Source organism: Streptomyces sp. NPDC048424, from assembly GCF_040651555.1.
Taxonomy (GTDB): Bacteria; Actinomycetota; Actinomycetes; order Streptomycetales; family Streptomycetaceae; genus Streptomyces.
On the sequence record NZ_JBEZKE010000057.1, the window covers coordinates 1 to 21545 of the forward strand.

19 protein-coding genes and 1 tRNA gene are annotated in these 21545 nt (G+C 71.1%); 6 read left to right on the top strand and 14 right to left on the bottom strand.

What is annotated here, in order from left to right:
* Nucleotides 1-449 precede the first annotated feature (449 nt).
* A complete protein-coding gene (locus AB0D29_RS37480; protein WP_362860320.1) occupies nucleotides 450-1439 on the bottom strand; it encodes a DJ-1/PfpI family protein in 990 nt (329 codons plus the stop codon).
* A 224-nt stretch (nucleotides 1440-1663) separates the two neighbouring features.
* Between AB0D29_RS37480 and AB0D29_RS37485 the strand changes: the two genes are divergently transcribed.
* The gene (locus tag AB0D29_RS37485) at nucleotides 1664-2254 is read left to right on the top strand and encodes a cysteine hydrolase family protein (protein WP_362860321.1); all 591 of its coding nucleotides are present in this window, start codon (nucleotides 1664-1666) and stop codon (nucleotides 2252-2254) included.
* A gap of 100 nt (nucleotides 2255-2354) precedes the next feature.
* Here the strand turns inward: AB0D29_RS37485 and AB0D29_RS37490 are convergent, their stop codons facing one another.
* Nucleotides 2355-3224, bottom strand: a complete 870-nt coding sequence (locus AB0D29_RS37490; RefSeq protein ID WP_362860322.1) for an alpha/beta hydrolase — start codon at nucleotides 3222-3224, stop codon at nucleotides 2355-2357.
* A gap of 117 nt (nucleotides 3225-3341) precedes the next feature.
* Here AB0D29_RS37490 and AB0D29_RS37495 point away from each other — a divergent pair, with 117 nt between their 5' ends.
* Nucleotides 3342-3851: a helix-turn-helix domain-containing protein gene (locus AB0D29_RS37495; protein ID WP_362860323.1), complete on the top strand. Its 510-nt coding sequence runs from the start codon at nucleotides 3342-3344 to the stop codon at nucleotides 3849-3851.
* A 22-nt stretch (nucleotides 3852-3873) separates the two neighbouring features.
* On the opposite strand, the gene AB0D29_RS37500 is transcribed toward AB0D29_RS37495, so the two are convergent.
* The gene (locus AB0D29_RS37500) at nucleotides 3874-5172 is read right to left on the bottom strand and encodes a tryptophan 2,3-dioxygenase family protein (protein WP_362860337.1); all 1299 of its coding nucleotides are present in this window, start codon (nucleotides 5170-5172) and stop codon (nucleotides 3874-3876) included.
* Between the two features lie 326 nt (nucleotides 5173-5498).
* Between AB0D29_RS37500 and AB0D29_RS37505 the strand changes: the two genes are divergently transcribed.
* Nucleotides 5499-6215 (top strand): DUF4328 domain-containing protein, encoded by a 717-nt coding sequence (locus AB0D29_RS37505; RefSeq protein ID WP_362860324.1) that lies wholly within the window; start codon nucleotides 5499-5501, stop codon nucleotides 6213-6215.
* A gap of 61 nt (nucleotides 6216-6276) precedes the next feature.
* On the opposite strand, the gene AB0D29_RS37510 is transcribed toward AB0D29_RS37505, so the two are convergent.
* On the bottom strand, nucleotides 6277-7713 hold the full coding sequence (locus AB0D29_RS37510) for an MFS transporter (RefSeq protein ID WP_362860325.1): 1437 nt from the start codon (nucleotides 7711-7713) through the stop codon (nucleotides 6277-6279).
* A gap of 266 nt (nucleotides 7714-7979) precedes the next feature.
* On the opposite strand from AB0D29_RS37510, the gene AB0D29_RS37515 reads away from it, so the two are divergent.
* Nucleotides 7980-9131 carry a crosslink repair DNA glycosylase YcaQ family protein gene (locus AB0D29_RS37515; protein WP_362860326.1) on the top strand — a complete coding sequence of 384 codons (1152 nt, stop codon included), beginning with the start codon at nucleotides 7980-7982 and terminating at the stop codon, nucleotides 9129-9131.
* Between the two features lie 84 nt (nucleotides 9132-9215).
* On the opposite strand, the gene AB0D29_RS37520 is transcribed toward AB0D29_RS37515, so the two are convergent.
* The gene (locus AB0D29_RS37520; protein WP_362860327.1) at nucleotides 9216-10211 is read right to left on the bottom strand and encodes an LLM class flavin-dependent oxidoreductase; all 996 of its coding nucleotides are present in this window, start codon (nucleotides 10209-10211) and stop codon (nucleotides 9216-9218) included.
* 148 nt (nucleotides 10212-10359) lie between these two features.
* Entirely contained in the window at nucleotides 10360-10782 is a 423-nt protein-coding gene (locus tag AB0D29_RS37525; RefSeq protein ID WP_362860328.1) for a VOC family protein, read from the bottom strand.
* A gap of 164 nt (nucleotides 10783-10946) precedes the next feature.
* On the opposite strand from AB0D29_RS37525, the gene AB0D29_RS37530 reads away from it, so the two are divergent.
* Nucleotides 10947-11306 carry a hypothetical protein gene (locus tag AB0D29_RS37530; protein ID WP_362860329.1) on the top strand — a complete coding sequence of 120 codons (360 nt, stop codon included), beginning with the start codon at nucleotides 10947-10949 and terminating at the stop codon, nucleotides 11304-11306.
* 18 nt (nucleotides 11307-11324) lie between these two features.
* On the opposite strand, the gene AB0D29_RS37535 is transcribed toward AB0D29_RS37530, so the two are convergent.
* A tRNA-Trp gene (locus tag AB0D29_RS37535) sits at nucleotides 11325-11399 on the bottom strand.
* Between the two features lie 78 nt (nucleotides 11400-11477).
* Nucleotides 11478-13097 (bottom strand): alpha/beta hydrolase, encoded by a 1620-nt coding sequence (locus AB0D29_RS37540; RefSeq protein ID WP_362860330.1) that lies wholly within the window; start codon nucleotides 13095-13097, stop codon nucleotides 11478-11480.
* 225 nt (nucleotides 13098-13322) lie between these two features.
* Between AB0D29_RS37540 and AB0D29_RS37545 the strand changes: the two genes are divergently transcribed.
* Complete coding sequence (locus AB0D29_RS37545) at nucleotides 13323-14105, top strand: DUF2071 domain-containing protein (RefSeq protein ID WP_362860338.1); 783 nt, start codon at nucleotides 13323-13325, stop codon at nucleotides 14103-14105.
* 89 nt (nucleotides 14106-14194) lie between these two features.
* On the opposite strand, the gene AB0D29_RS37550 is transcribed toward AB0D29_RS37545, so the two are convergent.
* From AB0D29_RS37550 to AB0D29_RS37575, 6 genes are all read right to left on the bottom strand, one after another.
* A complete protein-coding gene (locus tag AB0D29_RS37550) occupies nucleotides 14195-14977 on the bottom strand; it encodes a lysophospholipid acyltransferase family protein (protein ID WP_362860331.1) in 783 nt (260 codons plus the stop codon).
* A gap of 902 nt (nucleotides 14978-15879) precedes the next feature.
* Nucleotides 15880-16656 carry a peptidoglycan recognition family protein gene (locus AB0D29_RS37555; RefSeq protein WP_362860332.1) on the bottom strand — a complete coding sequence of 259 codons (777 nt, stop codon included), beginning with the start codon at nucleotides 16654-16656 and terminating at the stop codon, nucleotides 15880-15882.
* 361 nt (nucleotides 16657-17017) lie between these two features.
* Complete coding sequence (locus tag AB0D29_RS37560; RefSeq protein WP_362860333.1) at nucleotides 17018-17449, bottom strand: hypothetical protein; 432 nt, start codon at nucleotides 17447-17449, stop codon at nucleotides 17018-17020.
* Nucleotides 17450-17631: 182 nt separating this feature from the next.
* A complete protein-coding gene (locus AB0D29_RS37565) occupies nucleotides 17632-18378 on the bottom strand; it encodes an anti-sigma factor (protein ID WP_362860334.1) in 747 nt (248 codons plus the stop codon).
* A complete protein-coding gene (sigK, locus tag AB0D29_RS37570; RefSeq protein ID WP_362860335.1) occupies nucleotides 18375-18899 on the bottom strand; it encodes an ECF RNA polymerase sigma factor SigK in 525 nt (174 codons plus the stop codon). Before sigK ends, AB0D29_RS37565 begins: the two co-directional genes overlap by 4 nt.
* Nucleotides 18900-20067: 1168 nt before the next feature.
* Nucleotides 20068-20913, bottom strand: coding sequence for a hypothetical protein (locus AB0D29_RS37575; protein WP_362860336.1), 846 nt, complete (start codon nucleotides 20911-20913; stop codon nucleotides 20068-20070).
* Nucleotides 20914-21545 lie beyond the last annotated feature (632 nt).

The following is a 21545-nucleotide window of genomic DNA, read 5'->3' on the forward strand; positions in this document are numbered from 1 at the left end:
CGGACGGCGTGCCTTGTTTGAGCCCTGCCCACTCCGCGTCGAAGGACGTCATGCTCACCCGAGCCCCCGTTAACACTCTGCGAATGCAATGATCGAACGGTCATCCTACGAGCGCCCCTGCGCGGCCGGCCCCCCACCCCCGGGCTCGGGTGGAGGCCACCACCCGCCACCCGGCCTTCCGATCGGTATGTCCCCGTTGAACCCGACTCGGGCCCCGGCAGAACCTCCCCGCCCTGCCCCGACTGCTGCTTCAGGGCCGCCTCAGGGCCATTCCGGAGCCGCCTGTAGCGCCCGTACCGCCGTTTCGCGGCCCCTCACCCTCACCCCACTCTCACCACACCTTCACAGCTGCCCCTCACGTGCCCCCTCACGTGCCCCCTCACGTGCCCCCTCACGTGCCCCCTCATCTGTCCGTCACGGCAGCCCTCTCCTTGCCGTCCAGGGGGTGGTCATGGGGTGTGGCGGAAGCGGCTGCGGTATTCGGTGGGGGTGGTGTTCAGTTTGCGGCGGAACGCACGGATGAGGGTGTCGGGGGTGTTGAAGCCGCAGGCTGACGCGACGCGTTCCAGGGTGTCGTCGGTGGATTCGAGGTGGTTGCGGGCCACCTCGACGCGGGCTGCTTCGATGTAGGCGGCCGGTGTGGTGCCCAGTTCGGTTTTGAAGATGCGGGTGAGTTGCCGTTCGCTGACGTGGGCGTGCTCGGCGAGGTCGGTGACGGTGAGCCGGCCGGCGATGTTGCCGGTGATGTAGTGGCGGATGTCGTCCATGCGCCGGGTCGTGGAGAGCGGCTCGATCGGAACGCTGAACTGGCTCTGCCCGCTGGGACGCTTGAGGTACATCACCAGCTGCCGGGCGACGCGCAGCGCGACCGCCTCGCCGAAGTCCTCGGCGACCAGTGCCAGCGACAGGTCCAGACACGCGGTGATCCCGGCTCCGGTCCACACGTCCTGGTCGCGGATGAAGATGGGGTCGGCGTCGACCTCGACGGCCGGGTGGTCGGCGGCGAGCTGCTGCGCGGTCGACCAGTGGGTGGTGGCGCGCCGGCCGTCGAGCAGCCCGGCGGCCGCCAACAGGTGCGCCCCCACGCACACCGACGCGATGCGCCGGGACCTGCCCGCCAGCTCCTTCACCCAGTGCACCACGGCCGCATCGGTGACGGCGTGGACGCGCGACTGGCCGTCGACCTCGACCGAGCCGGGAACCATGAGGGTGTCGATACTGCGGGCCGCGGCCTCCTCGAAGGTGAGGTCGGGCAGGATCCGCACCCCGGCGGACGTGGTGACCGCCTCCATGGTCTCGGCGGCCAGCACCACGTGGTAGCCCTGCGCGCTGCCGGTCTCCCGCCGCAACAGGGCGAACACCTCCGGGGGACCGGTGACGTCGAGCAGGTCGACGCCGTCGAAGAGGAGCACGACGAAGAGCCGGTTCAGGCTGCTCACAGGGATGTCCGTCCAGTCAGGGCCCAAGCCGCGCGGGTGGGGTGGTGGCACGACATCGCAGCGATGTCGGTATCTGCAAGTTACGTGACATTGCCGCCATGCGGGCGGGGTTCGTAGCGTGGGTGGTGCGCCACCGGGTGTGCCACCGGGTGTGCCACCGGGTGTGCCACCGGGTGTGGCGCCATCCCTTCCCTTGTCCGATACGCGAACCGAAACGGTGCGGCATGTCTTCGACGACCCTGCGTGAACTGAACGGCTTCGACCAGAGCCCGGCCTCCCTCGCTGCGGCGACCGTGGTCCTGATCGATTACCAGAACACCTACACCCGTGGGGTGATGGAGCTGGAGGGCTGGAAGGAGGCGCTGGACGCCGCCGTCGAGCTGCTGGCCCGGGCCCGGGAGGCGGGCGCGACCGTCGTCCACGTCGTCAACGACGGCGGTGAGGGCACCCCGTACGACATCCGGGCCGAGATCGGCCAGATCCACCCGGCCGTGGCGCCGGCCGAGGGTGAGCAGGTCGTCGTGAAGACCACCCCTGACGCCTTCCATGAGACGAACTTGGGCGAGATCGTCGACCGCGCCGGCAACACGGACCTGGTCCTCGCCGGGTTCATGACCCACATGTGCGTGCAGTTCACGGCAGCCGGTGCGTTCCTGCGGGGACACCGGCCCACCGTGGTCGCGGACGCCTCGGCCACCCGCCCGCTGCGGGCCGCCGGTGTCGAGGTGCCGGCCGTCCAGCTCCACCACGGGGCGCTCGCCACCGTCGAGGACCTGTACGGGGTGGTCGTGCCGTCCGCCGCGGCCCTGGGCTGACCAGCGACAGGCACCATGCGCCGCGACCGTGGGGTGCCCGGTGCGATGAGCCCCTCGGGCGAGGTACGGGGACACCTCGCCCAGGGGCGAGGTCCGGGGTTCAGCGGGCGAGCAGGAGCTCCTTCAGGAGCCGTGCGGTTGCCCGGGGGAAGGCGGTGTTCCCGTTGTGGCCGCCGGGGAACTCGACGGGCTCGGTGCCCAGTCGGGCGGCCAGCGCCCGTGCGCAGCGGTGGGTGTGGACGGTGGGACGGGTCGTGCGGCCGGTGGCCGCGATGATCCGGGTGCCGGCCAGGGCCGCGGCCCGCACCGGCTCCGCACTGCCGAGCGGGTCGGTGGTCAGGGCCGTGAACTCCGTTTCGATGAAGAACCGGAAGTTGGCCTGCCGGCGGGGTGTCAGCGGCTGGGGGGTGAGGTTCTCCTCGGTCTCGTCGTGCGCCGCGTCGATGCCGAGGTGCGCCGTGATCGCGGGGAGGGCCGCCGTCAGGCCCCCCGCCGCGTACGCGGCCTGGATGGCCGTCAGCTCGCCGGTGTGCTCGGCGCACTCCGCCGCGGGCAGCAGGCCCGGCATCACCGGCTCGTGGGCGATCAGGGTGTTCAGCACGCCCGGATGGCGGACCGCGGCCTGCAGGCCGATCGCGGCGCCCATGCTGAACCCGGCCATCAGGGCCGGCGCGTCGGTGACCTCGGCGAGCAGGCGGGCGACGTCGTCGGCGTGGTCGGCCATGGTGAGGGGCCGGGCGGGGGAGTCGAGGGTGCTGCGCGAGAGGCCGCGGCGGTCGTAGGTGACGACGGTGAAGGCGTCGGCCAGGTGCGGGACGAGGTCGGCGGTGCGGTCCGCGTCGCCCTCGCCGCTCTGGGACAGGAGCAGGACGGGGCCGCTGCCTTGCGTCTGGAAGTGGAGGGTGGCGCCCGGGACGGCGAGCGTACGGACAGTGGCGGCGGCCGTGTGCGTGGGCGTGTGCGTGGTCATGGTGAATCCCCCTGTGTGTGCCGGTTGTTGCCGGTGTCGGTGACCGACACCTCGACCGTAACCCATCTCAATCGATGCATCAAGATAGATGTATCGATTGGGATGTACTGTGGGCGTGTGAACGGAGTCGAACTGTTCCTCCTGGGACGCACCCTCATGAAGATCGGCGAACAGGCGATGCCGCAGGCGGAACCGGGCACACCCGGCTCGCACCGTGCGGTGGCCGTCGTCCTGGGCGACCTGGTCGCCCACCCCGCGACGACCGTCGGTGAGATCGCCGGCCGCACCGGCCTGCCGCAAAGTCAGGTCTCCACCGCCGTCGCCCGCCTGGAGCAGGCGGGCGCCATCGACACGGAGCCCGACCCGGCCGACCGCCGCCGCCGCCTCATCCGGCCCGCCGCGAAGCCCTCCGCCCGCCTCGCCGAGGTCCGCGCCACGACCATCGACGACGCCCTGGCCGCCGCGCTGGCCGGCCCGGACGGCACCGCCCCACAGCCCGGCACCGTCCGCGAGGTCGCCGAGGCCCTCGACCTGCTGGCCCGCCGGCTCACCCCCTCGGTCGCCGCCCGGGCCCGCGCCCTCGACACCACCCCGCCACCCTCACCCGACACCCCGACCACGCCGTAGCCGCCCCGCGCAGGCCGTGCGGTCAGTGGCCCGGGCCGGGCTCGTCCTGGCCGCATCGGGGGGTGCGTTGACCGCTCAGCCGACCGAAGAGCCGGTTGTCCAGACACTGCGTCAGATACGGCACTCCCGCGGTGTCACCCGAGCCGCGCGCACCGCCGAGCATCCGCGCCGCGAGGCTGCGGTGCGTGGACTTCCACCGCTGGTGCCGCTCCTCCAGCCCGCCCAGCGCCGTGTGGAAGAGGTTCCAGTCCGTCCAGCTGAAACGAGCCCTGCGGCGGAGGTCGAGATACGCGTGCGTGACCGTGTCATGGCCCGCGTCCTGCGCCTCGGCCCGTACGGCCGGAACACTCGTGAACGCCTCGGATCCCAGACGCTCGGTGTGCGGGAGGCCGCACAGGATCTCGAACCGTTTGTACTGCTCGGACTGAATCGCACTCGCGCCCTGAGTGAACTCCCGGAACCCGTGGAAATGCTCCGGCCGCATCGTCGCGACCAGCCTGAACAGCGCCGAAGCCCGCTCGAAGGAGGCGGCAGCCCGGTCCACACACGCGGCCGCCGGCTCCAGACAGCCGTCGCGCAACGCCGCGATCGCCGCTCGCATGTCCTGCGCGATCGCCGTGAACACCATCTCGTGGGCCTGCAACGCACGCATGAAGAAGTACTCGTCGTGCAGCACGTACACGGGCTGCACGGTCACCTCGAACCAGCGCCCCGCGTCCGTCGCCGCGGGCCGCGGGAGCAACTCGGCGCCCCGCGCGCTCAGGTCCTCGACGTCCAGCCCTTCGTGGTCGTGCGCCACGAACCGCAGGGCGTGCCGCAGCCGCTTGCGCAAGGTCGCCGCCCCGGGCCGGTCCCGGCTCGGGTCCTCGTCCGCGTCCGCCGGTTCCTGCGGTGCGGCCGCACTCCGCGTCTCGTAACGCACCACGTCGGATATGAGCCAGGTCGCCAGCCGGTTCGGCCCCGGCCCGTGCCCCGGCTCGTCCGAGATCAGCTCCAGCAGCGGCAGGGAAAGGTACGTCCGGTTCCAGTAGCGCTCCTCGTGCTTGTCGAGCAGACAGTCGAGAAAGGCCCGCAGGAAGGGCCGGCGGCCGGTGGCGTGCCGGCGGCGGATCTCACTCAGCTGAAGCAGGAACGGCTGCGGCAGAAAGTGCTTCCCAGCCCGCCTCACCTCCTCCGTGATCACCCGGGCCAGGTGAATCCCGTCCAGATCACCGTCGACCTGCCCGGCGGCCGCCCACCGCTCCACTTCCTCGAAGGTCAACGCGCACGGACCGACGCGAGGCTGATCGGCACATTGGTGTCCACGGCATTCGGAATTCATCACCCATCGACTCCTCACACGCTCCGGCGGGCCTCACGCACTCCGGGCGAGGCAGGAGCTCCCAGTAGGCGTGACCGAACCCCCTCAGGTCATGTCTCGGACATTCGTGACTTGACACCCCGCACTCACCGCACTCAGCACACCCACCGCACTCACCCCCATCCCGCCGCCGCTCGTAGCGGCCGGGGCGGTGTACCGGCCCTGCCCCTGCGACCTGCGGATACGCGTTGGACGCGGCGGCGTCCGACGGCGTATGGTCCCCCGGCGCTCCCACTGCGGCGAGCCACACCCTTGCGTCACTCCGTACCCGTGGGGGGTCCCTCGTCATGTCCGCAACCAGCCCGTTGAAGCCGCGCCCGCTGCTGCCCGCCCGGACACCGCAGGCGCCACGCCTCCTCCTGGCCGCCGTGGTGCTGCTGCTGACCGCGGTCATCCTGAGCGACCTGTTCTCCCTGTACGCCGGGACACGGGCCCACTCCCTGCTCGACTGGGAAGGCGGCTTCGCCTACGCCTCCATGGACGACTGGGACGCGGCCGATGCCCGCTACCAGCGCGCCTGGACCTTCCAGGGCCAGGCCGCGATCGTCTGCGGCATCGTGTTCATCGCCTGGTTCCACCGGATGTACCGCAACGCGGTGGCACTCGCACCGGACCGGCTGCGCACGGGGACCGGCTGGGCGATCGGGGCCTGGTTCGTCCCGCTGTTCAACCTCTGGCAGCCGTTCCGGATCGCCCTGGACATGTGGGCCGTCTGCGTACCGGCCCCGGCCTCCGCCCCGGCTGTGACTCCGGCCCCCGGGCAGCCGGCCAAGGCGGCCAAGGCCGTGTTTTGGCCGGTGGGCCTGTGGTGGGGGCTGTTCGTCACCTCGGGAGTGTTCAACCAGTACACCCTGTGGGCGTACGACCGCGCCGAGTCGATCCCGGACCTGCGGGACGCCGTGGTCCAGCTGATGGTGGGCGACGTGCTGGACCTCGCCGCGGCCGCCGCCGCCATCCACTTCACCGTCCGCCTGACCGCGATGTACCGGCGCCACACCCCCTGACGCACCGAGGGGCCGCCGTGCCGGGCCAAATCGGTGGTCGCCCGTGCCGGCCGGGCCGGGGTCAGGGCCGGCGGCCCGGTTCCTGCCCGGCGTCACCCTCGGCCCGCATCGACAGCGGTGCGATCCTGCCGAGCACCACCAGCCGGTGGCGCACGGCCATCACGGCCACCGCCGTCACGGCGATGACCACCCCGCCCAGCCGCAGGATCGCGTCGTAGGCCTCCTCGGGCGGCCGCTGCGGCGTCATCGCCGAGATCGCCGCCGCCGCCCCGGCCAGCGCGATCGCACCCAGCGTGACCAGGAACGTCAGCAGCACCCCCGAGGCCTCACCCGCCCGCTCCGGCGCGACGACCTGCTGCGTGGCCACGCTGGAGAAGGTCCAGCCCAGCCCCAGCCCCAGCCCGCACCACGCGAACACCGGCACGTACAGCCACCAGGCGCTGACCTGCGCCAGCGCGTACATCCCCGTGCCCGCGACCGCCCCGGCCAGCGCCATGACCGCGGTCGGCCGCATGTACCGGGCCAGCCGCGCCCCGAGCGGCCCGCTGAGGGCCACCAGCAGGGCCGGGGCCAGGAACACCGTGCCCGCCAGGAGCGGCGAGAGCCCGCGTACCCCCTGCAGGTAGAGGGTGGCGAGGAAGACGGTCACGCCGTAGCCCATGTTCGAGAGCGACCCCATCCCGGTCACCAGGACGTAGGGGACGTTGCGGAACAGCCGCAGATCGATCAGCGGGTGCCGGGTCAGCCGCTCCCGCACCACGAACAGCGCGCCCGCCACCACCGCCACCGCGAAGAGCCCGAGGGTACGAGCACTCGCCCACCCCCAGGCGTCCCCGCGCTCCACGGCCAGGGTGAGCGCGGCCAGCGCACACACGACCAGCGCGCAGCCGGCGAGGTCCAGCTCGCGCGGCGCCGACGCATCGCGCGAGTCGGGCACGTACACGAGGGCGGTGACCAGCGAGATCAGACTCAGCGGCACCATCAGCCAGAAGATCCACCGCCAGCCGGGCCCCTCGGTGAACCCGCCGCCCACGAAGGGCCCGAGCGCGGTCCCGATGTTCGCGACTCCGAACACGGCGCCCAGCGCCCGCGTGCGGGACTCCTCGGGAAAGGTGTTGGTGATCACGGACACCGACACCGGGAAGACGAACGCCGCGCCCACCCCCTGCGCGATCCGGGCCGCGACCAGCCAGCCCAGCCCGGGAGCCAGCGCACAACCCACCGAACCGGCCGTGAACAGGGCGGTCCCGGCCAGCAGGGTCCCGCGGCGCCCGAAGACGTCCCCCACCCGGCCGCCGATGATGAAGAAACAGCCGATGGCGAGCATGTACGCGGACAGGGTCCACTGCGCGGCCGCAACGGTGACGTCGAGCTCCGCCGCGATACCGGGAAGGGCGAGGTTGAGGGCGAAGAAGTCGAGCTGGATGCAGAAGAGCGCGACGGCGACCGCAACGAAGGCCCCCGTCCTCCGCGCGGCCCCCGAAGACCCAGCGCGCATGAGGGCGTTCCTCTCAGCCGGTGCCGCCGGCACACCGCCCAACGGCCGCACGCATGTCCTCGTCCCATTGTGGGGCGGCCCGCCACAGCCCGCAGTCCGGCCAGGACCACGACCACAACCAGACCACACGGGAGCCGCAGCCCCAGCCGGAGCCGCACCGGGGCCGCAGCTACAGCGGAGCCGTGGCCGCCGCCACTGCGACCGCCCGGCCTGACGGGACGGCCCGGTCTCGGCCGGGGGAGCGGCACAGGGCACAATCGCGGACTGTGACGATCACCGCGCGCGAACTCAACCGGGCAACCCTGGCCCGCCAGTTGCTCCTGCACCGCGAGCCGCTGACCGTACCCGAGGGGGTACGGCGCGTGGTCGCCCTCCAGGCACAGCACCCGGCCTCGCCCTACCTCGCCCTGTGGAACCGGCTCACCGCTTTCGCCCCGGCCGAACTCGACGCCGCCTTCACCGGGCGGTCGGTGGTCAAGGCGACCCTGATGCGGATCACCCTGCACGCCGTGCACGCCGAGGACTACCCGCTCCTGCGCACCGCGATGCAGCCCACGCTGCACGCCTCCCGCCTCGGCGCCCGCTTCGCCGCCACCGGGCTGACCCCCGCCGACGCCGACGAACTGCTCCCGGAACTGCTGGCCTTCGCCCGCCTGCCGCGGACCTCGGCCCAGATGCAGGCGTGGACCGAGGAGCGGCTCGGCGCCGAGAAGAGGGACGGCGCGTGGTGGGGACTGAAGGCGTACGCGCCCCTGCACCACGCCCCGACGGATGCGCCCTGGTCGTTCGGCCACCGCCCGTCCTTCATCGCAGCCACGCCCGGACCCGCACTCGCACCCGGACCTCTTCCCGCCGGGCAGGCGGGGGAGTCAGAGGCCCTCCAGGCCCTGATCCTGCGCTACCTGGCAGGGTTCGGGCCCGCCTCGGTCGCGGACGTCGCGCAGTTCGCCCTGGTGCGCCGGGCCTTTGTCCGTACGGCACTGCACGCTCTGGACGGAGCGGTCGAACAGCTCCGGGGCCCGGACGGCACCACACTGTTCGACCTGGCGGGCGGCTTGCGTCCGCCCGCCGAAACCCCCGCCCCGCCCCGTCTGATGGCCATGTGGGACAGCGTCCTGCTGGCCTACGCCGACCGCAGCCGTGTGATACCCCCCGCCTACCGCCCCCTGGTGATCCGCCGCAACGGCGACGTACTGCCCACCCTGCTGGTGGACGGCCAGGTCGCCGGGGTGTGGCGTCCGCTGCCGGGCGGCATCGAGGCCACCGCCTTCCACCCCCTGTCAGCCGCCACCTGGCACGGACTCGCCGCGGAGGCCCACGCCTTGACCGCCCTGCTGGGCGAGCGCGAGACGGAGGTCTACCGCCGCTACCACCACTGGTGGGACAAACTCCCGGAGGCTGAGGTACGGATACTGTGACCGGCGCCGCCCCGCCCCGCTCCGCCGGCTGAGGGCCAGGCCCTGCCGGCCGTCCGCCACGACACCGACGCCGGCCCCGGCATCCTACGGCGCGGTCGTCGCGGCCGTGGCGCCGGAGTGGTTCCTGATGAGTTCGTAGGAGGCGAGTCGGTCCCGGAGGTCATGGACGGGTGTAGTCAGCATCAGCTCGTCCGCCCCGGTCTCGGCGGCCAGTCGCGCGAGCCGGTCGACGACGGTGGCCGGCGCCCCGACGGCCTGCTGTGCGCGGAATCCCGCCAGCGCCTGTCGTTCCTCGGCGGTGAAGGGGTGGGTGGCCGCCTGGGCCGGGGTGGGGAAGGGCGTCTGGCTCAGGCCCTTGAGGAGCCCGGCCTTGACGACCTCCATCGGCCTCGCCCGCCACGCGGCTTCCTCGTCCGTCTCGGCGCACACCGTCTCCACGCACAGCAGCACCCGGGGCTGCTCGCACCAACGGGAGGGGGCGAACTTCGCCCGGTAACACTCCAGTGCGGCTTGGGTGTTGTCCGGCCGGATGTGGTGGGCGATCGCGACGGGCAGGCCGAGGGCCGCGGCGAGAGCGGCCCCTTGGGGGCTGGAGGCCAGCAGCCACGGCTCCGGCAGCGGGCCGAGTGCGACCTCGTCGACCAGGAACGACAGGATCGCGGCGACGTCCTGCTGGTACTCCGCGTCGGTGGCCGGCCCGGCTCCGCGGCGAAGCGCCCGCGCGGTGGCCTCGTCGAAGGTGCCGGGACCACGGCCGATGCCCACATCGATACGGTCGGGGTGCAGGGCGGCCAGCGTTCCGAACTGCTCGGCCACCGTGATGGGCGCGTGGTTGGGGGCGAGCACCCCGCCCGACCCGAGGCGGATGCGCGAGGTCGACGCGGCGGCGTGCGCGGTCAGGACGACGGGCGGGAACGCGCCGATCGCGGGGGAGTGGTGGTGTTCCGCGTACCAGAGCCGGTGGTAGCCCAGCCGTTCCACCCCCTGCGCGAAGGCGGCGGTGTCCCGCAGGGTCTCCACGGCCCGGGTGCCCGTCTGGACCATGGCGACTTCCAGCGCTGAAAGAGGTATGTCGAGCATGCCGCCAGCATAGGGATCTTGCGTCGCGTCAGGGCGGCGAGGATCTCTTTCCCGCCACGTGTGATCAGAGGCCGGGGGCGTGTCCGCCGTCGACGGGGTGAGGCGCACCAAGCCGATGAGGGCCGGGACATCGGTGAGGGTTCACCGCTCAGATGACCGGTTCGCCGATGCCCAGCAGGTTGCCCTCGCTGTCACGGAACCAGGCGCCGCGCTCGCCCCGGGCACCCTTGCTCGGGTAGTTCCCCTCGATCTCGGCGATCGAGTCCCTCGTCGTGAACCCGGGCACGTCGACGTCCTCGAACGCCACGCCCCGCCGCTTGAGCTCCGCGACCACGGCCGTGAGGTCGTCGACCTCGAACGCCATCTGCGTGAACGTGCCGGGCGAGGCCCCCGTGGACCGGAACAGCACGAACTCCGCACCCCCACACCGGTACAGAAGGCCGCCGGGCCGCTCGTCGACCGGCTCCAGGCCGAGCCGCTCCGCGTAGAAACGCCGCGCCCGTTCCAGATCCTGGGCGGGGAGCCGGGTCGCCACGCGCGCCCGGGCCAGAAGATCGCCGTTCACGTTCATCGCCCCAGTGTGCCCGCGCACCGGCCGCCGACAGCCGCCCGACGCGCGCGGGCGAACCTGGCCCCCGGCCCGCGTGCGGTGGAGGAGGGCTGAGTACGTCGTACACCCGCGAGGTGAGTACCCGCACGGCTGTGCCGGGCCCGCCGCACGGGTCGGATCGGGGCATGAACGCAACCACTCCCCCTGCGCCGCCCCCGGCACCCGCGAACGCGAACGCGAGCGTGGTCGCGGGAAGGGACCGCACCCGCCTCCGGGCCGTCTTGAGCGCCGCCCTGTTCGTACCGGCGGCGCTCGCCGCCGGCGTCCTGGCCCTGTCCTCGCAGGGAGCCTCGCGCTGCGTGACGTACGGGGAGCAGTGCACCTCCGGGCTTCCCGGCTCGCTGTTCCTGTGGAGCGTCAGCCTGGGCGTCGTCGCCTTGGCCGCCGCCCTGGCCGCTCCCGCCGGGCGGCTGCGACAGGCGGCCCTCGCCGCCCAGCTCCTCGCGGAATGCACCGGACTGCTGGTCATCCTCAGCTACGCATGACCCGGCGGGCGGATCGGACGGAGCCGACCGGATTCGAACCGGCGTCCTCGCGGTTTTGGAGACCGCGCGCGTCGACCTCTGCGCTACGGCTCCGTCCGCCCGGCATCCTAAGCCCACCCGCCGACCCGACAGGCTCCGCCCCCACCCGGCTCCGCCCCGATGCTTTGGTGCTCAGCGCAGTGTGGGGATCACATCGCGGGTCTCGTCGACCTCGATGCCCGCGGTGCGCCGGCCCGGCGCCCCCGCCGGCGTCTCGTCCGCACAGACGGTCCCGCGTGCGGGCAGCGCCAGGGTGGCGAGGTAGTCCGTGACCAGAGCACTGACGCACGCACTGCGGTTGTAGGCGGTGTGTCCCTCGGCGTTGAACGTCAGCAGCCGTCCGGCCTCCAGCGTCCCGGCCAGGGCCACCGCGTCCTGGTACGGGGTGTCCGGGTCCCCGGTCGTGCCGAGGACCAGGATCGGGGCGGAACCCTGCGCCCGGTAGGAGCCCTCGTAGCGGCTCGGGCGCTCCGCCGGCCACTGGGCGCAGGTCGGCGCGTGGTTGTGGTCGTAGGTGGGCGGCCCGAGCCCGATCGGGGGACCCAGCAGCGGCGCCGCCGCCACATGGGCGCTGACCAGCGCGCCCAGGAGCAGCCGGCCGGCCGGGTACACGCGGTCGGCGCACTCGACGGCCATGTTCACGTTGAGGAAGTCGAACGACGCGGGGGAGGGCGGGTTCAGCAGGAACGAACCCTGGCGCGCCTGCGCCGCCCGCAGGGCCTGCCCCAGCTCGGGCCAGATCTCCTTGCCCGCGTTGATGTTGAACATCAGGCGGTACGCGAGCGTGTACCCGGTGGCCGGACGCCCGCTCGCGCTGATGACCGGATCCGCGTCCAGCGCCCGCTTCAGCTCCTCGAAGGCCTCCCGCGGCCGCCCCTCGCCGAACCCGCAGGCAGTGGGGTTGTGCGCGCACCAGTCCAGGAACCGGCCCACCGCCGCGTCCAGGGCGACGAACTGCGCGGCATCGTAGGCGTACGGCACGTCCGCGTAACGCCGCGGATCGTAGGCCCCGTCCAGGACCATGGCGCGCACCCGCCGGGGGAACTGCGCGGCGTAGACGGTGCCGACGTAGCTGCCGAAGGAGCGGCCGTAGAAGGAGAGCGTCTCCTCGCCGAGGGCCTGGCGCAGCAGGTCGAGGTCCTTGGCGTTCGAGGCGGTGCCGATGAACGGCACGAGCCCGCCGGAGCGTTGCCGGCACGCGTTGGCGAAGTCGGCGCCCTGGCGGATCGCGCTCTGCAGGGCTCCCGGTCCGGGTACGCCGCGCGCGGCGTCGACGGCGGCCGAGTACTCCTTGTCGTCCCAGCACTCCACCTGACCGCTGCGCGCCACACCGCGCATGTCGTACCCGACGACGTCGAAGGCGTCACGCAGGGACGCGGGGAGCGCGTCGTAGCTGTTGCGGGCGAAGTCCACACCGGAGTTGCCCGGCCCGCCGGGGTGCAGCACCAGGACACCCAACCGGTGGGCCGTCCCGGCCGCGACGCGCCGGGTGACTGCGAGGGGGATCGTGGGACCGGTTGGCCGGCGGTAGTCCAGGGGCACCTGGGCGGTCGCGCACTCGAAACCGTCCGCCGGGCCGGCGCAGGGTCCCCAGGTCAGAACGGGCACGGGCGCGGTCGCCGGCGCGGTCGCGGGGCCCGTTGCGGTGGCGGCCCCGGGCGAGACTCCCAGGAGCGCGGCGACCGTGATCAAGACGAGGGATATCCCCCACACCACTGGCTTGCGGGTGCCATCAGCCGAACGGGTCTGCATGCGGCGAACCTCCGTATGGGCGTTGCACAACGGGCGACAACGTAGCCGCCGGCCGCCGCCCTGTCGTCCCACCAGGAGGTGATTCCTCCCTACCCCCACGGGTGGCGGCCCGCTCCCACCAGAGTGGTAGACGCCCCGAAACCACCACCCCCCCCGAAACGTGCGCAGATCCCCGGGCAGCCCTGTGTCGGCAGTACCGTCCGGGATACTGGAGTGATGTCGCACATGCCGCCCGCCGTGCCTCCCGAACCTGTTCCTCCCGAGCCCGTGATGGCTGATCCGCCTTACCGCGTAGGCCGGCCCTTGCTGACCCAGTCATGGCTCGATCTGGCATTCCTGCACTGGGCCGCTGATCCTGCTGATATTGCTCCATTGCTGCCTGGTGGTACTGAACCGGACACGCTGGATGGAGTTACCTATGTGGGTCTTGTGGCGTTCCGGATGTATCGGATCGGTTGGCTGGGTCTGCCCGGTGTCCCTTATCTGGGGTCTTTTCCGGAGACCAATGTCCGTCTGTACTCGGTGGATTCCCATGGTCGCCGTGGAGTGGTCTTCCGTTCTCTGGACGCCTCGCGCCTGTTCCCGGTTGTCGTCGGGCGGGCTGCTTTTCGTCTCCCGTACGTGTGGTCGCGGATGACGGTCCGCCGTGACGGCTCCACGCTCACCTACAGCAGTGGCCGGCGTTGGCCCGGACCGCGGGGTGCGCGCAGCGTGATCACGGTGCGGACCGGTGAACCGATCGCAGAGCCGACTCCCCTCGAACATTTCCTGACGGCCCGCTGGGGCATGCACAGTGACTTCTTCGGTCGGCTGCTGTATTTGCCGAACAGCCACCCGCGTTGGCCGTTGCACCGTGCGGAACTCCTTGCCTGTGACGAGGATCTGGTGGTCGCGGCGGGCCTGCCCGCGCCGGCCGGCCCGCCCGTGAGCGTGTTGTACTCCCCGGGAGTCCCCGTACGCTTCACCCGCCCGCCCCGCCCCCGTGGCGGTACCGGCCCCATCGCCTGACCCCACCCACCCACCCACCCACTGATTGGCTGCTGACCGCCGAAAGGCCGAGGTCGTTGGTGGGTGAGGTTGTTGTTGGGGGTGTGTGTTTAGTTGAAGGGGTCTTCTCGGTTGGTGAGTTCGTGGTCGATGAGATGTTGGATGGTGGTGCGGGTGGTGTTGCTGAGTTCGTGTGCGGCGTTTCGGCGGGCGGCGAGGTTTTCGGGGCGGGTGGGCGGGGGGATTGGCTTGCCGATGGTGATGGTCCAGTTGGACGGGAGTGGGAAGGGTGTGGTGAGGGGGAAGTAGGGGATGTTGAGGAGGCGGGCCAGGGAGGGCACTTCGCCGAGTTTGGGGCAGGCCTCTTCCGCTCCGACGATTGCGATGGGTACGACGGGGGCGTTGGCGCGGATGGCGGCGATTGCGAAGCCGGGGCTGAAGGGCTGTAGTCGGTATCGTTGGGTGAACGGTTTCTCCAGGCCTGCGATGCCTTCCGGGAATACGCCGATGAGCTGTCCGGCGTTGAGGTGTTCGATGCCGGCCGTCGGGCTGATGGGGAGGGCGCCGCTGCGGCGTGCGTGTCGTCCCAGGATGGGGGTGCGGAAGACGAATGGGGCCGCGAGGAAGCGCACGCGGCGGTCGAGCGCTCTGCCCAGGACTTTGTCCAGGACGAATGCGTCGAGGCCCCAGGCGCCGGAGTGGTTGACGGCGATTACGGCGGGGCCTGTGGTGGGGATGTTTTCCAGGCCGAGGGCGGTCACGCGGAAGTAGTCGTCGACGAGCCAGTCCAGGAGGCGGTCCCATGCCACGCCGCCGGCTTCGTCGAGCAGTCGTTTGGCGGAGCCGAGTTCCGCTCCGGTCGCTCTGATCATCTCGACCATGCTGTCGCGCACGCCCGACCCCACTTTCATGTCGCATGCCGGCCGACTCGCGGTCGGCGAGCCGGTGTTTGCACTGCTTCAACGGCGGTGGGCCCTGTTGATCACGGCCGACAGGGAGGCGACCGCCGGAAGTCCTCCGTTCGAGGGCCCGGGGGCCAGAGCAGGCCAATGCGGTTGCTTTTGAGCTATGGAGATCGTTGCCCCGCGTGCGACGGGGTGGGGTGGGGTGGGGTGCGGGTCAGCGGGTGCGGATCGGGATCTGACGAAGGCGTTCACCGCCGAGTTGGTCGACGCGGCGCGATAGCTGAGCACGACAGGGCCGAGCGCCGTTGCCGACTTCTGCCGGCTCGGCTGGCCGTGTACTTCGTCCTGGCCCTGTGCCCTAGTTATGCCGAGCTTCCCCCCTCTCGGGGAGGACGTGCTGGAGACCGTGTCCCGCCAGGTGGCCGGCCCGCTCGCGCCCCCCGGCACGCTCGGCGCGTGTTGACGCGGGTTGCGGCTCCTCGCCCTGGACGGCACCCAGTTGGACCTCGTCTTCACCGTTTTTGGTGGAAGCGGATCTGCTGGTCAGACTCCAGTCCAACCACCTCGGAACCGTCCACGAAGAACTTCCGGACGGCTCGTAGCCGGGACTGCCCACGGGCGCGGCAGGTACGCGAACCAGCGTATGGCCAGCTTCGATCCACTCGGGCGCTTCCACCTCGTCCACGCACACGGTGCCTTCGCTGCTCATTGGCGTGCCCCGGTCGGCAACCGCCGGATGGCTCGGAGCGGGGCAGCCGCTTTCCCGGGGTGTCTCACGCTGGCTTCCGTAAGGCAACTGCATTGGCCGGAGCAGGCCCATGTCTACGGGTGGCCCGTGCGGCGGCGGCCGAGATCAGTCCGCCGGCCACCTCACCGCACGCCGTACGTCGTCAGGGGAGTAGGCCGGCTGGGAGGTATTCGGCGTAGGGGGTGTCTGGTTGGTGGGAGGCGTCGCGGGCCAGGTCCCACAGAGGGTTTGGGTCTGGCTGTGTTTCTGGGTCGGGTAGGGGGGTGCCGAGGCGGGTGGCGACGTCTTTGCGGAGTGTGGGGAGGAGGGCGTAGAGGTGGTCGCCGGGGCAGGAGGTGGCGTTGAAGTCGCGGTGGCCGTAGATCTCGGTGGCGGGTAGGTCGTATCGGTCGCAGATGTGGGCGCACAGGTCGGCGAGCGTCGCGTATTGCGCCGCGGGTGGGGCTTGTGTGGTGTACGTGCCTTCGTTTTCGATGCCGATCGACACGGTGTTCTGTCCGACGCAATGTGCCGCGCGGACCTGGCGGGTGCCGGTGCGTAGTTCGGCGAGGCTGTGGTGGCGGCCTTCGAGTACGAAGGCTCCGCGGCTGATGGTGAAGTGCTGGCCGGTGTCGATCCAGCCCTGGGCGTCCATGTGGTAGGTCTGGATCGCGCGGGCGAGGGCGTAGGCGCGTTGTCTGGAGTAGTCCGTGACGTTCGCTGTTGCCGTGTGGTGGACGATGATCCGCTCGGGGCGGTTGGCGAGGACGGCGACGGGTTCGGAGGGGGCTCGCGCGCCCCAGGTGGCGCAGTCGATGATGTCGGGGCCGGTGGCGCAGTACGCGCGGCTGGCCACGGCCAGTGGCAGTGCGGTCGTGGCGGCCAGGGTGAAGGCGCCGGTGAGGATTGAGCGGCGGGTGTGCAGTGCGGAGGGGGTCATACGGTGCCCGTTTCCGTAGGAGGCTGCCCATTGAAGGGACCTGGGCCGTACGGGCCGCGCAGACACACCGGGCAGTCGGCGGACTGGCCCCGGCCGGCCCCGACGTCCCGGCCGGCCTCGTCCGGTTCCGGCGTGCAGGAGGGCGGGAGGGCGGTGTGTGCCGCGGTGTGTGTGGGGCGCCGTGCGAGCCCTGCTGGAGTCCCGTGCCGTCTGCGTGGGGTGGATACGGGGCGGGGTCTGCACCCGGGCTGGTTGCCGTCGGGCCTTGTGTCCGGGGGAGCGGTTGCCGCCGCATCTGCCGGGAGAGTGGAGCGAGGGGCTTCGGGTGGTGCCCGGAGCCCCTCGTGGTTATGTGGCGCGGTTACCACTTGTTGTGGCAGTTCCAGTGTCCGGGTACCCAGTGGGTGTTGTGGTGGCCGGGTACCCAGTGGTTCTGGGACCAGCCGTGGCCGTACCAGCCGGGGTGCCAGTGGCCCCGGTGGTCCCAGTGGCCGGGGTGCCAGGTGCCGTGGTGCCACTTCTTCTCGTAGTGGCCCTTGATCCACGTGTTGCCCCAGTGTCCCTTGGTCCATGAGCAGCGCTCGTGGCGGCCGGACCGGTGGTCCTTGCCGTCCCAGCGGTCATGCCGGTCCCGGTCTCCGCTGTTGACAGTGGTGGCCACCGATGCCGGTGCCGATGCCGGGGTGGAAGCGGCGGCGGCTGTGCCGGTGGCTGCGAGCGTGGCACCGCCCGAGAGCAGGCCGGCCACGGCCGCGCCCGCGAGCATGCTGCGGGTCCGTACGGAAACGGTCATGGGTCTCACCTCCTTCTGCCTTCTGTCCCACGAATGTGAGTCGATCGGCGGCCCCTGCTCGTGCAGGGAGCCTCGTGAAGGGATTCGGCGCAGTCCCCCGGAGGGATTGGAAAACCGTCAAACCGGTACTCATCCGGTGGTGGGTGGGTGGGTGGGTGGGTGTGGGTGGGTGGGTTTTGTGGTCAGGCGGGCAGGGTGAGGCGTATCAGCGGGCTGGTGGTGGGTGTGCGGGAGCCGCCGGCGGGTTCGAGGGTGAGGCCGACGAAGCGGGCGTTGTCGGGGCTTCCTTGCATGAGGACGGCGCCGTCTCCGTGGATGAGGCCGGCGGAGCGTTTGGTGCCGTGGTCGTCGAACCACAGCTGGTAGGTCTTGCCTGCGGGTGGTGCGGGTAGGCCGCTACTGACGAATACGGCTTGGTCGCGCAGGGCCGAGGTGGTTACGGACGTGCCGGCTCCGGTGGTGGTGCGCCCGTGGACCGTACGGGCGTCGGGAGCGGTCATGACGGCGGCCAGTTCCTGGGCCTGACGGGTGCTCTGCTGGGCCTGTGTGCGGGCTTGTTCGGCCTGTTGGTACTGGTGGGCGGCGAGTGAGGCGAAGGCCGCGGCGGCGGCGAGGCAGGCCGCGACGACGAGCACGCCGGCTCTGCGCCTGAGGAGTGTGGCGAGGCGGGCCGGTGTCGTGGGCCGGGCGCGTGGGGGCAGTTGCGGGACGGTTTCGATGCGGTGCAGGACCGTCTGCCTCATCGGGGCGGGTGCGGGCAGGGCGGTCGCCGCGGCCAGCCGTGCGGCTGTTGCCGCGAATTCGCCGACCTCCTGGGCGCAGGCGTCGCACTGTTCGAGGTGCGTGGTGAAGGCGTGGAGTTCCTTGCCGGTGAGGGCGTCGAGTGCGTACGCGCCGGTGAGCGTGTGCAGGTGTTCGTCATGTGTCACACGCTTACCCCCATGCAGTCGCGCAGCCGGATCAGTCCGTCACGCATCCGGGTCTTGATGGTCGCCAGTGGGGACCCCAGCTTTTCCGCGACGGCGCGGTAGGTCAGGCCCTGGTAGTAGGCGAGGGTCACGGCTTGGCGCTGGAGCTCGGTCAGGCTCTCCAGGCAGCGGCGTACCTGCTCGCTCTCCAGTCGGGACTCCACCTCTTCGGCGACCTCGTCGAAGGGCCTGGGTTGGTCGCGTACGGCGGTGGCGTGCTCGCGGTTCGAGGAGGCCTGGGCGGACCGGACCCGGTCCACCGCCCTGCGGTGCGCGATCGTCGCCACCCACGCCATCACGGTGCCCCGTTCCGGCCGGTAGCGGGCCGCCTGACGCCACAAGTCGATCATGACTTCTTGGGCTACCTCTTGGGACTGGGCGCGGTCTCGGAGGATTTTGATGATGATTCCGAAGACGGTGGGGGCGAGTGTGTCGTAGAGGTGGGTGAAGGCGTCTCGGTCGCCGTGGCTCACCCGGGCCATCACTTCTTCCAGGGGTGTCCCGTGTGCGTCGGTGCTGTGGAACTGTGGGGGTTGTGTCACTGGCATCCCGCCGTACGCCGTCGGCTGGTGGCTGGTCGCGGCCCAGTGTCGGGGGCGTGGTGGTGGCCGTGCCCGCTCTCGTGCCTCGATGCCGATGCCGTCGTCGGCTCTTTCGCCGAGAGAGGGACCGACCCCTGTCGCGGGGCCCGGTCGTGGTGTTCCGCTGGTTTCACTTCTTCTTCGTAGTGGGCGTGGGTGGGGATTGCCCTGATCGGCGTCGCGGTGGCCCGTCCGTCATCCGATCGAGTGAAACCGGCTTCCACCGCCCAGCCGCTGCCACCGCGGCCGCCGCCGTCGTGGGTCGCTGGGGTGTCAGGGGTGTTGTCTGGACGGTTTCGGCTGGTGTGCGGGAGGAACTGGGCCGGGACGAACCTTTGTGACTGGTGGGGGAGGGGATCCGCATCCCGGACTCCGTCCATGTGACGAATGTGATCCCCTTCGCCCTCATGGTGGTGTTGGTGTCCGCTGCTGTTTGTAGGGCGGGTTGGGATCCCGGCCGGTGATCTTCCTGGGGGTGTGTCGCCTGGTCGGGGTTGTGCCGGCCTTGGGGTGTGTGGTGAGTCGTGCTCGTGGACCGCCGCCGGGGTGGGTGTGGTGGTGTGGTGCGTCGTCTCTGTCTGTGGCTACCGTCGCTGCTGCCGGGGGACGTGGTGCTCGGTTCGGGCACGGTCTCCGCCACTTCGCCCGCCCGCCCGGCTGCTGGCTGCTGGCTAGTGGGCGGGAGGGATGTGGTGGGGGGCCGGTTGGGTTGTGGTGGCCGCACTGTGCATGGTGTTTGAGTCGGGCCGGGTCTTGGGTGGTGACCTCGTTGGCGTTGGCTGGCTGCGCGGTGTGTGGCGGTCGGCTGTGTGGTGTGTGACGCGTGGTGGATGGTGTTGGCGGCCTGGCCTTTGGGCTTTGCGTCTTTCACTCCGATGGGTGACTCCGGGGCGGATGTTCGGTCTCTGTGTCGTCGGAGTGGGGTCACTGTCCTGGGAGGCCGTGTGGGTGTTTGCGGGCAGGAGTGCCGGCGCCGCCTGGGGCGGGCCGGCCCTGGGGGGTGTGCCGGGCACGGGGGTGGTGCCCGGTGCCGGCAGGGCCGGCCGGCCCGAGTCCCTGGCTTGGGGGGTTAGGGGAGTTGGGGCTGGGTGGGGGTGTAGTAGACGGATCGTCCTTGCTTGGTGCGTTCGAGGATGCCGCGGGCGACGCCTTGTTCGAGGGTGTTGCGGATGACGGTTGCCTGGACTTTGCGGTCGGGGTGTGTGGTGGTGAGGGTGTTGGTTACTTCGGCGGCGGATTTGGGTTCTGTCTGTCCGGTGATGGCGGCTGTGACGAGGTCGAGCCAGGACGGGCCGCCCGTTTCCTTCTTCGTTGTGGTGCCCTCAGTCGTCTTGCGGGCGCGTGGGGCCTTGGTGGCCGTGGCCTCCTTGGGCTCCGTAGTCTTCTTGGGCTCGGTGGTCTTCTGGGGTTGCGCGGTGGTCTTCGTGTTGCGGGCCGCGCTGCGTGCGGCGGGTACCGCGGCAGTCTTCACACCCGGCTTCGCACTCGGCTCCGCGCCCGGCTTCACCTCAGGCTTCGCACTCGGCTTCGCGCCGGGCTTGGTACCGGGCTTGGTACCGGCGTTCGCACTGGCCTTGGCGGTGGGCTTGGCGGCACCGGCCTTGGCGGTGGTGGCCTTGGTGGTGGGCTTGGCGGTGGCCTTGGTGGTGGTCTTGGGGTCGGTCTTGGTGGTGGGTTGTGTGGGTGCGGGCGTGGCCGGGAGGCCGAGGGCTTCCTGCATTTTGAGCAGGACCTTTTCGCCTTCTTCCAGTTGGCCGAGTTCCTGTTGCAGTCGCTGGAGTTCGGTCCGTGCGTGTTCCTGTGCCGTCTGGTTTGCCGAGAGGTCGCCGGCGATCTGCTGGGCGTAATCGTCCTGGACGCGTGTGATGTTGGTGGCTGTGGTCATGGGTTCCTCGATCTCTGCCGTGAGGGACATGTGTGACGCGATGGTACGCACCCACTTGTACCCGTGACCCCGGATCATGCACCAGGTGTCAACCAACACCGGTCCCGCGGACGGCCACGCCGACGTTGTGCTATGCGGCGGCCAACTCACACACCCTGAAATACAGTCGAGCCGCCACAACGCCACCAGGCCACCCACACCCACCCTTTGACACGCGGCCGACAGGTACACCAGCCGGCCGGTACACCAGCCGGCCCGAGGAGGCCGAGTGGCCCGAGGGGGCCGAGATCTGAGCCCCGCGTCGCGAGAGACCGGAGTCCTGGGAAGGCCGAGTGGCCCGAGCGCCGAGACCCGAGTGCCGAGTCCCGGGAGACCGGAGACCCGAGTGCCGAGTCGCGAGAGACCGGAGTCCTGGGAAGGCAGAGTGGCCCGAGCAAGCCCGAGTGGCCCGAGCGCCGAGTCCCGGGAGACCGGAGACCCGAGAAGCCCGAGTGGCCCGAGCCACGAGACCCGAGAGACCGGAGAAGTGGCCCGAGGAGCCCGAGAGGCCCGAGAGGGCCGAGATCCGAGCCCTGAGTCGCGAGAGACCGGAGTCCTGGGAAGGCGAGAGACCCGAGCGCCGAGACCCGAGTGCCGAGTCCCGGGAGACCGGAGACCCGAGC

Excerpts from the sequence above, each read along its gene's own strand:
- AB0D29_RS37485 (WP_362860321.1), top strand. The coding sequence starts at position 1,664 with ATGTCTTCGACGACCCTGCGTGAACTGAACGGCTTCGACCAGAGCCCG.
- AB0D29_RS37490 (WP_362860322.1), bottom strand. The coding sequence starts at position 3,224 with ATGACCACGCACACGCCCACGCACACGGCCGCCGCCACTGTCCGTACG.
- AB0D29_RS37500 (WP_362860337.1), bottom strand. The coding sequence starts at position 5,172 with ATGAATTCCGAATGCCGTGGACACCAATGTGCCGATCAGCCTCGCGTC.
- AB0D29_RS37505 (WP_362860324.1), top strand. The coding sequence starts at position 5,499 with ATGTCCGCAACCAGCCCGTTGAAGCCGCGCCCGCTGCTGCCCGCCCGG.
- AB0D29_RS37510 (WP_362860325.1), bottom strand. The coding sequence starts at position 7,713 with ATGCGCGCTGGGTCTTCGGGGGCCGCGCGGAGGACGGGGGCCTTCGTT.
- AB0D29_RS37520 (WP_362860327.1), bottom strand. The coding sequence starts at position 10,211 with ATGCTCGACATACCTCTTTCAGCGCTGGAAGTCGCCATGGTCCAGACG.
- AB0D29_RS37525 (WP_362860328.1), bottom strand. The coding sequence starts at position 10,782 with ATGAACGTGAACGGCGATCTTCTGGCCCGGGCGCGCGTGGCGACCCGG.
- AB0D29_RS37530 (WP_362860329.1), top strand. The coding sequence starts at position 10,947 with ATGAACGCAACCACTCCCCCTGCGCCGCCCCCGGCACCCGCGAACGCG.
- AB0D29_RS37540 (WP_362860330.1), bottom strand. The coding sequence starts at position 13,097 with ATGCAGACCCGTTCGGCTGATGGCACCCGCAAGCCAGTGGTGTGGGGG.
- AB0D29_RS37545 (WP_362860338.1), top strand. The coding sequence starts at position 13,323 with ATGCCGCCCGCCGTGCCTCCCGAACCTGTTCCTCCCGAGCCCGTGATG.
- AB0D29_RS37555 (WP_362860332.1), bottom strand. The coding sequence starts at position 16,656 with ATGACCCCCTCCGCACTGCACACCCGCCGCTCAATCCTCACCGGCGCC.
- AB0D29_RS37560 (WP_362860333.1), bottom strand. The coding sequence starts at position 17,449 with ATGACCGTTTCCGTACGGACCCGCAGCATGCTCGCGGGCGCGGCCGTG.
- sigK (WP_362860335.1), bottom strand. The coding sequence starts at position 18,899 with ATGGCCCGGGTGAGCCACGGCGACCGAGACGCCTTCACCCACCTCTAC.
- AB0D29_RS37575 (WP_362860336.1), bottom strand. The coding sequence starts at position 20,913 with ATGTCCCTCACGGCAGAGATCGAGGAACCCATGACCACAGCCACCAAC.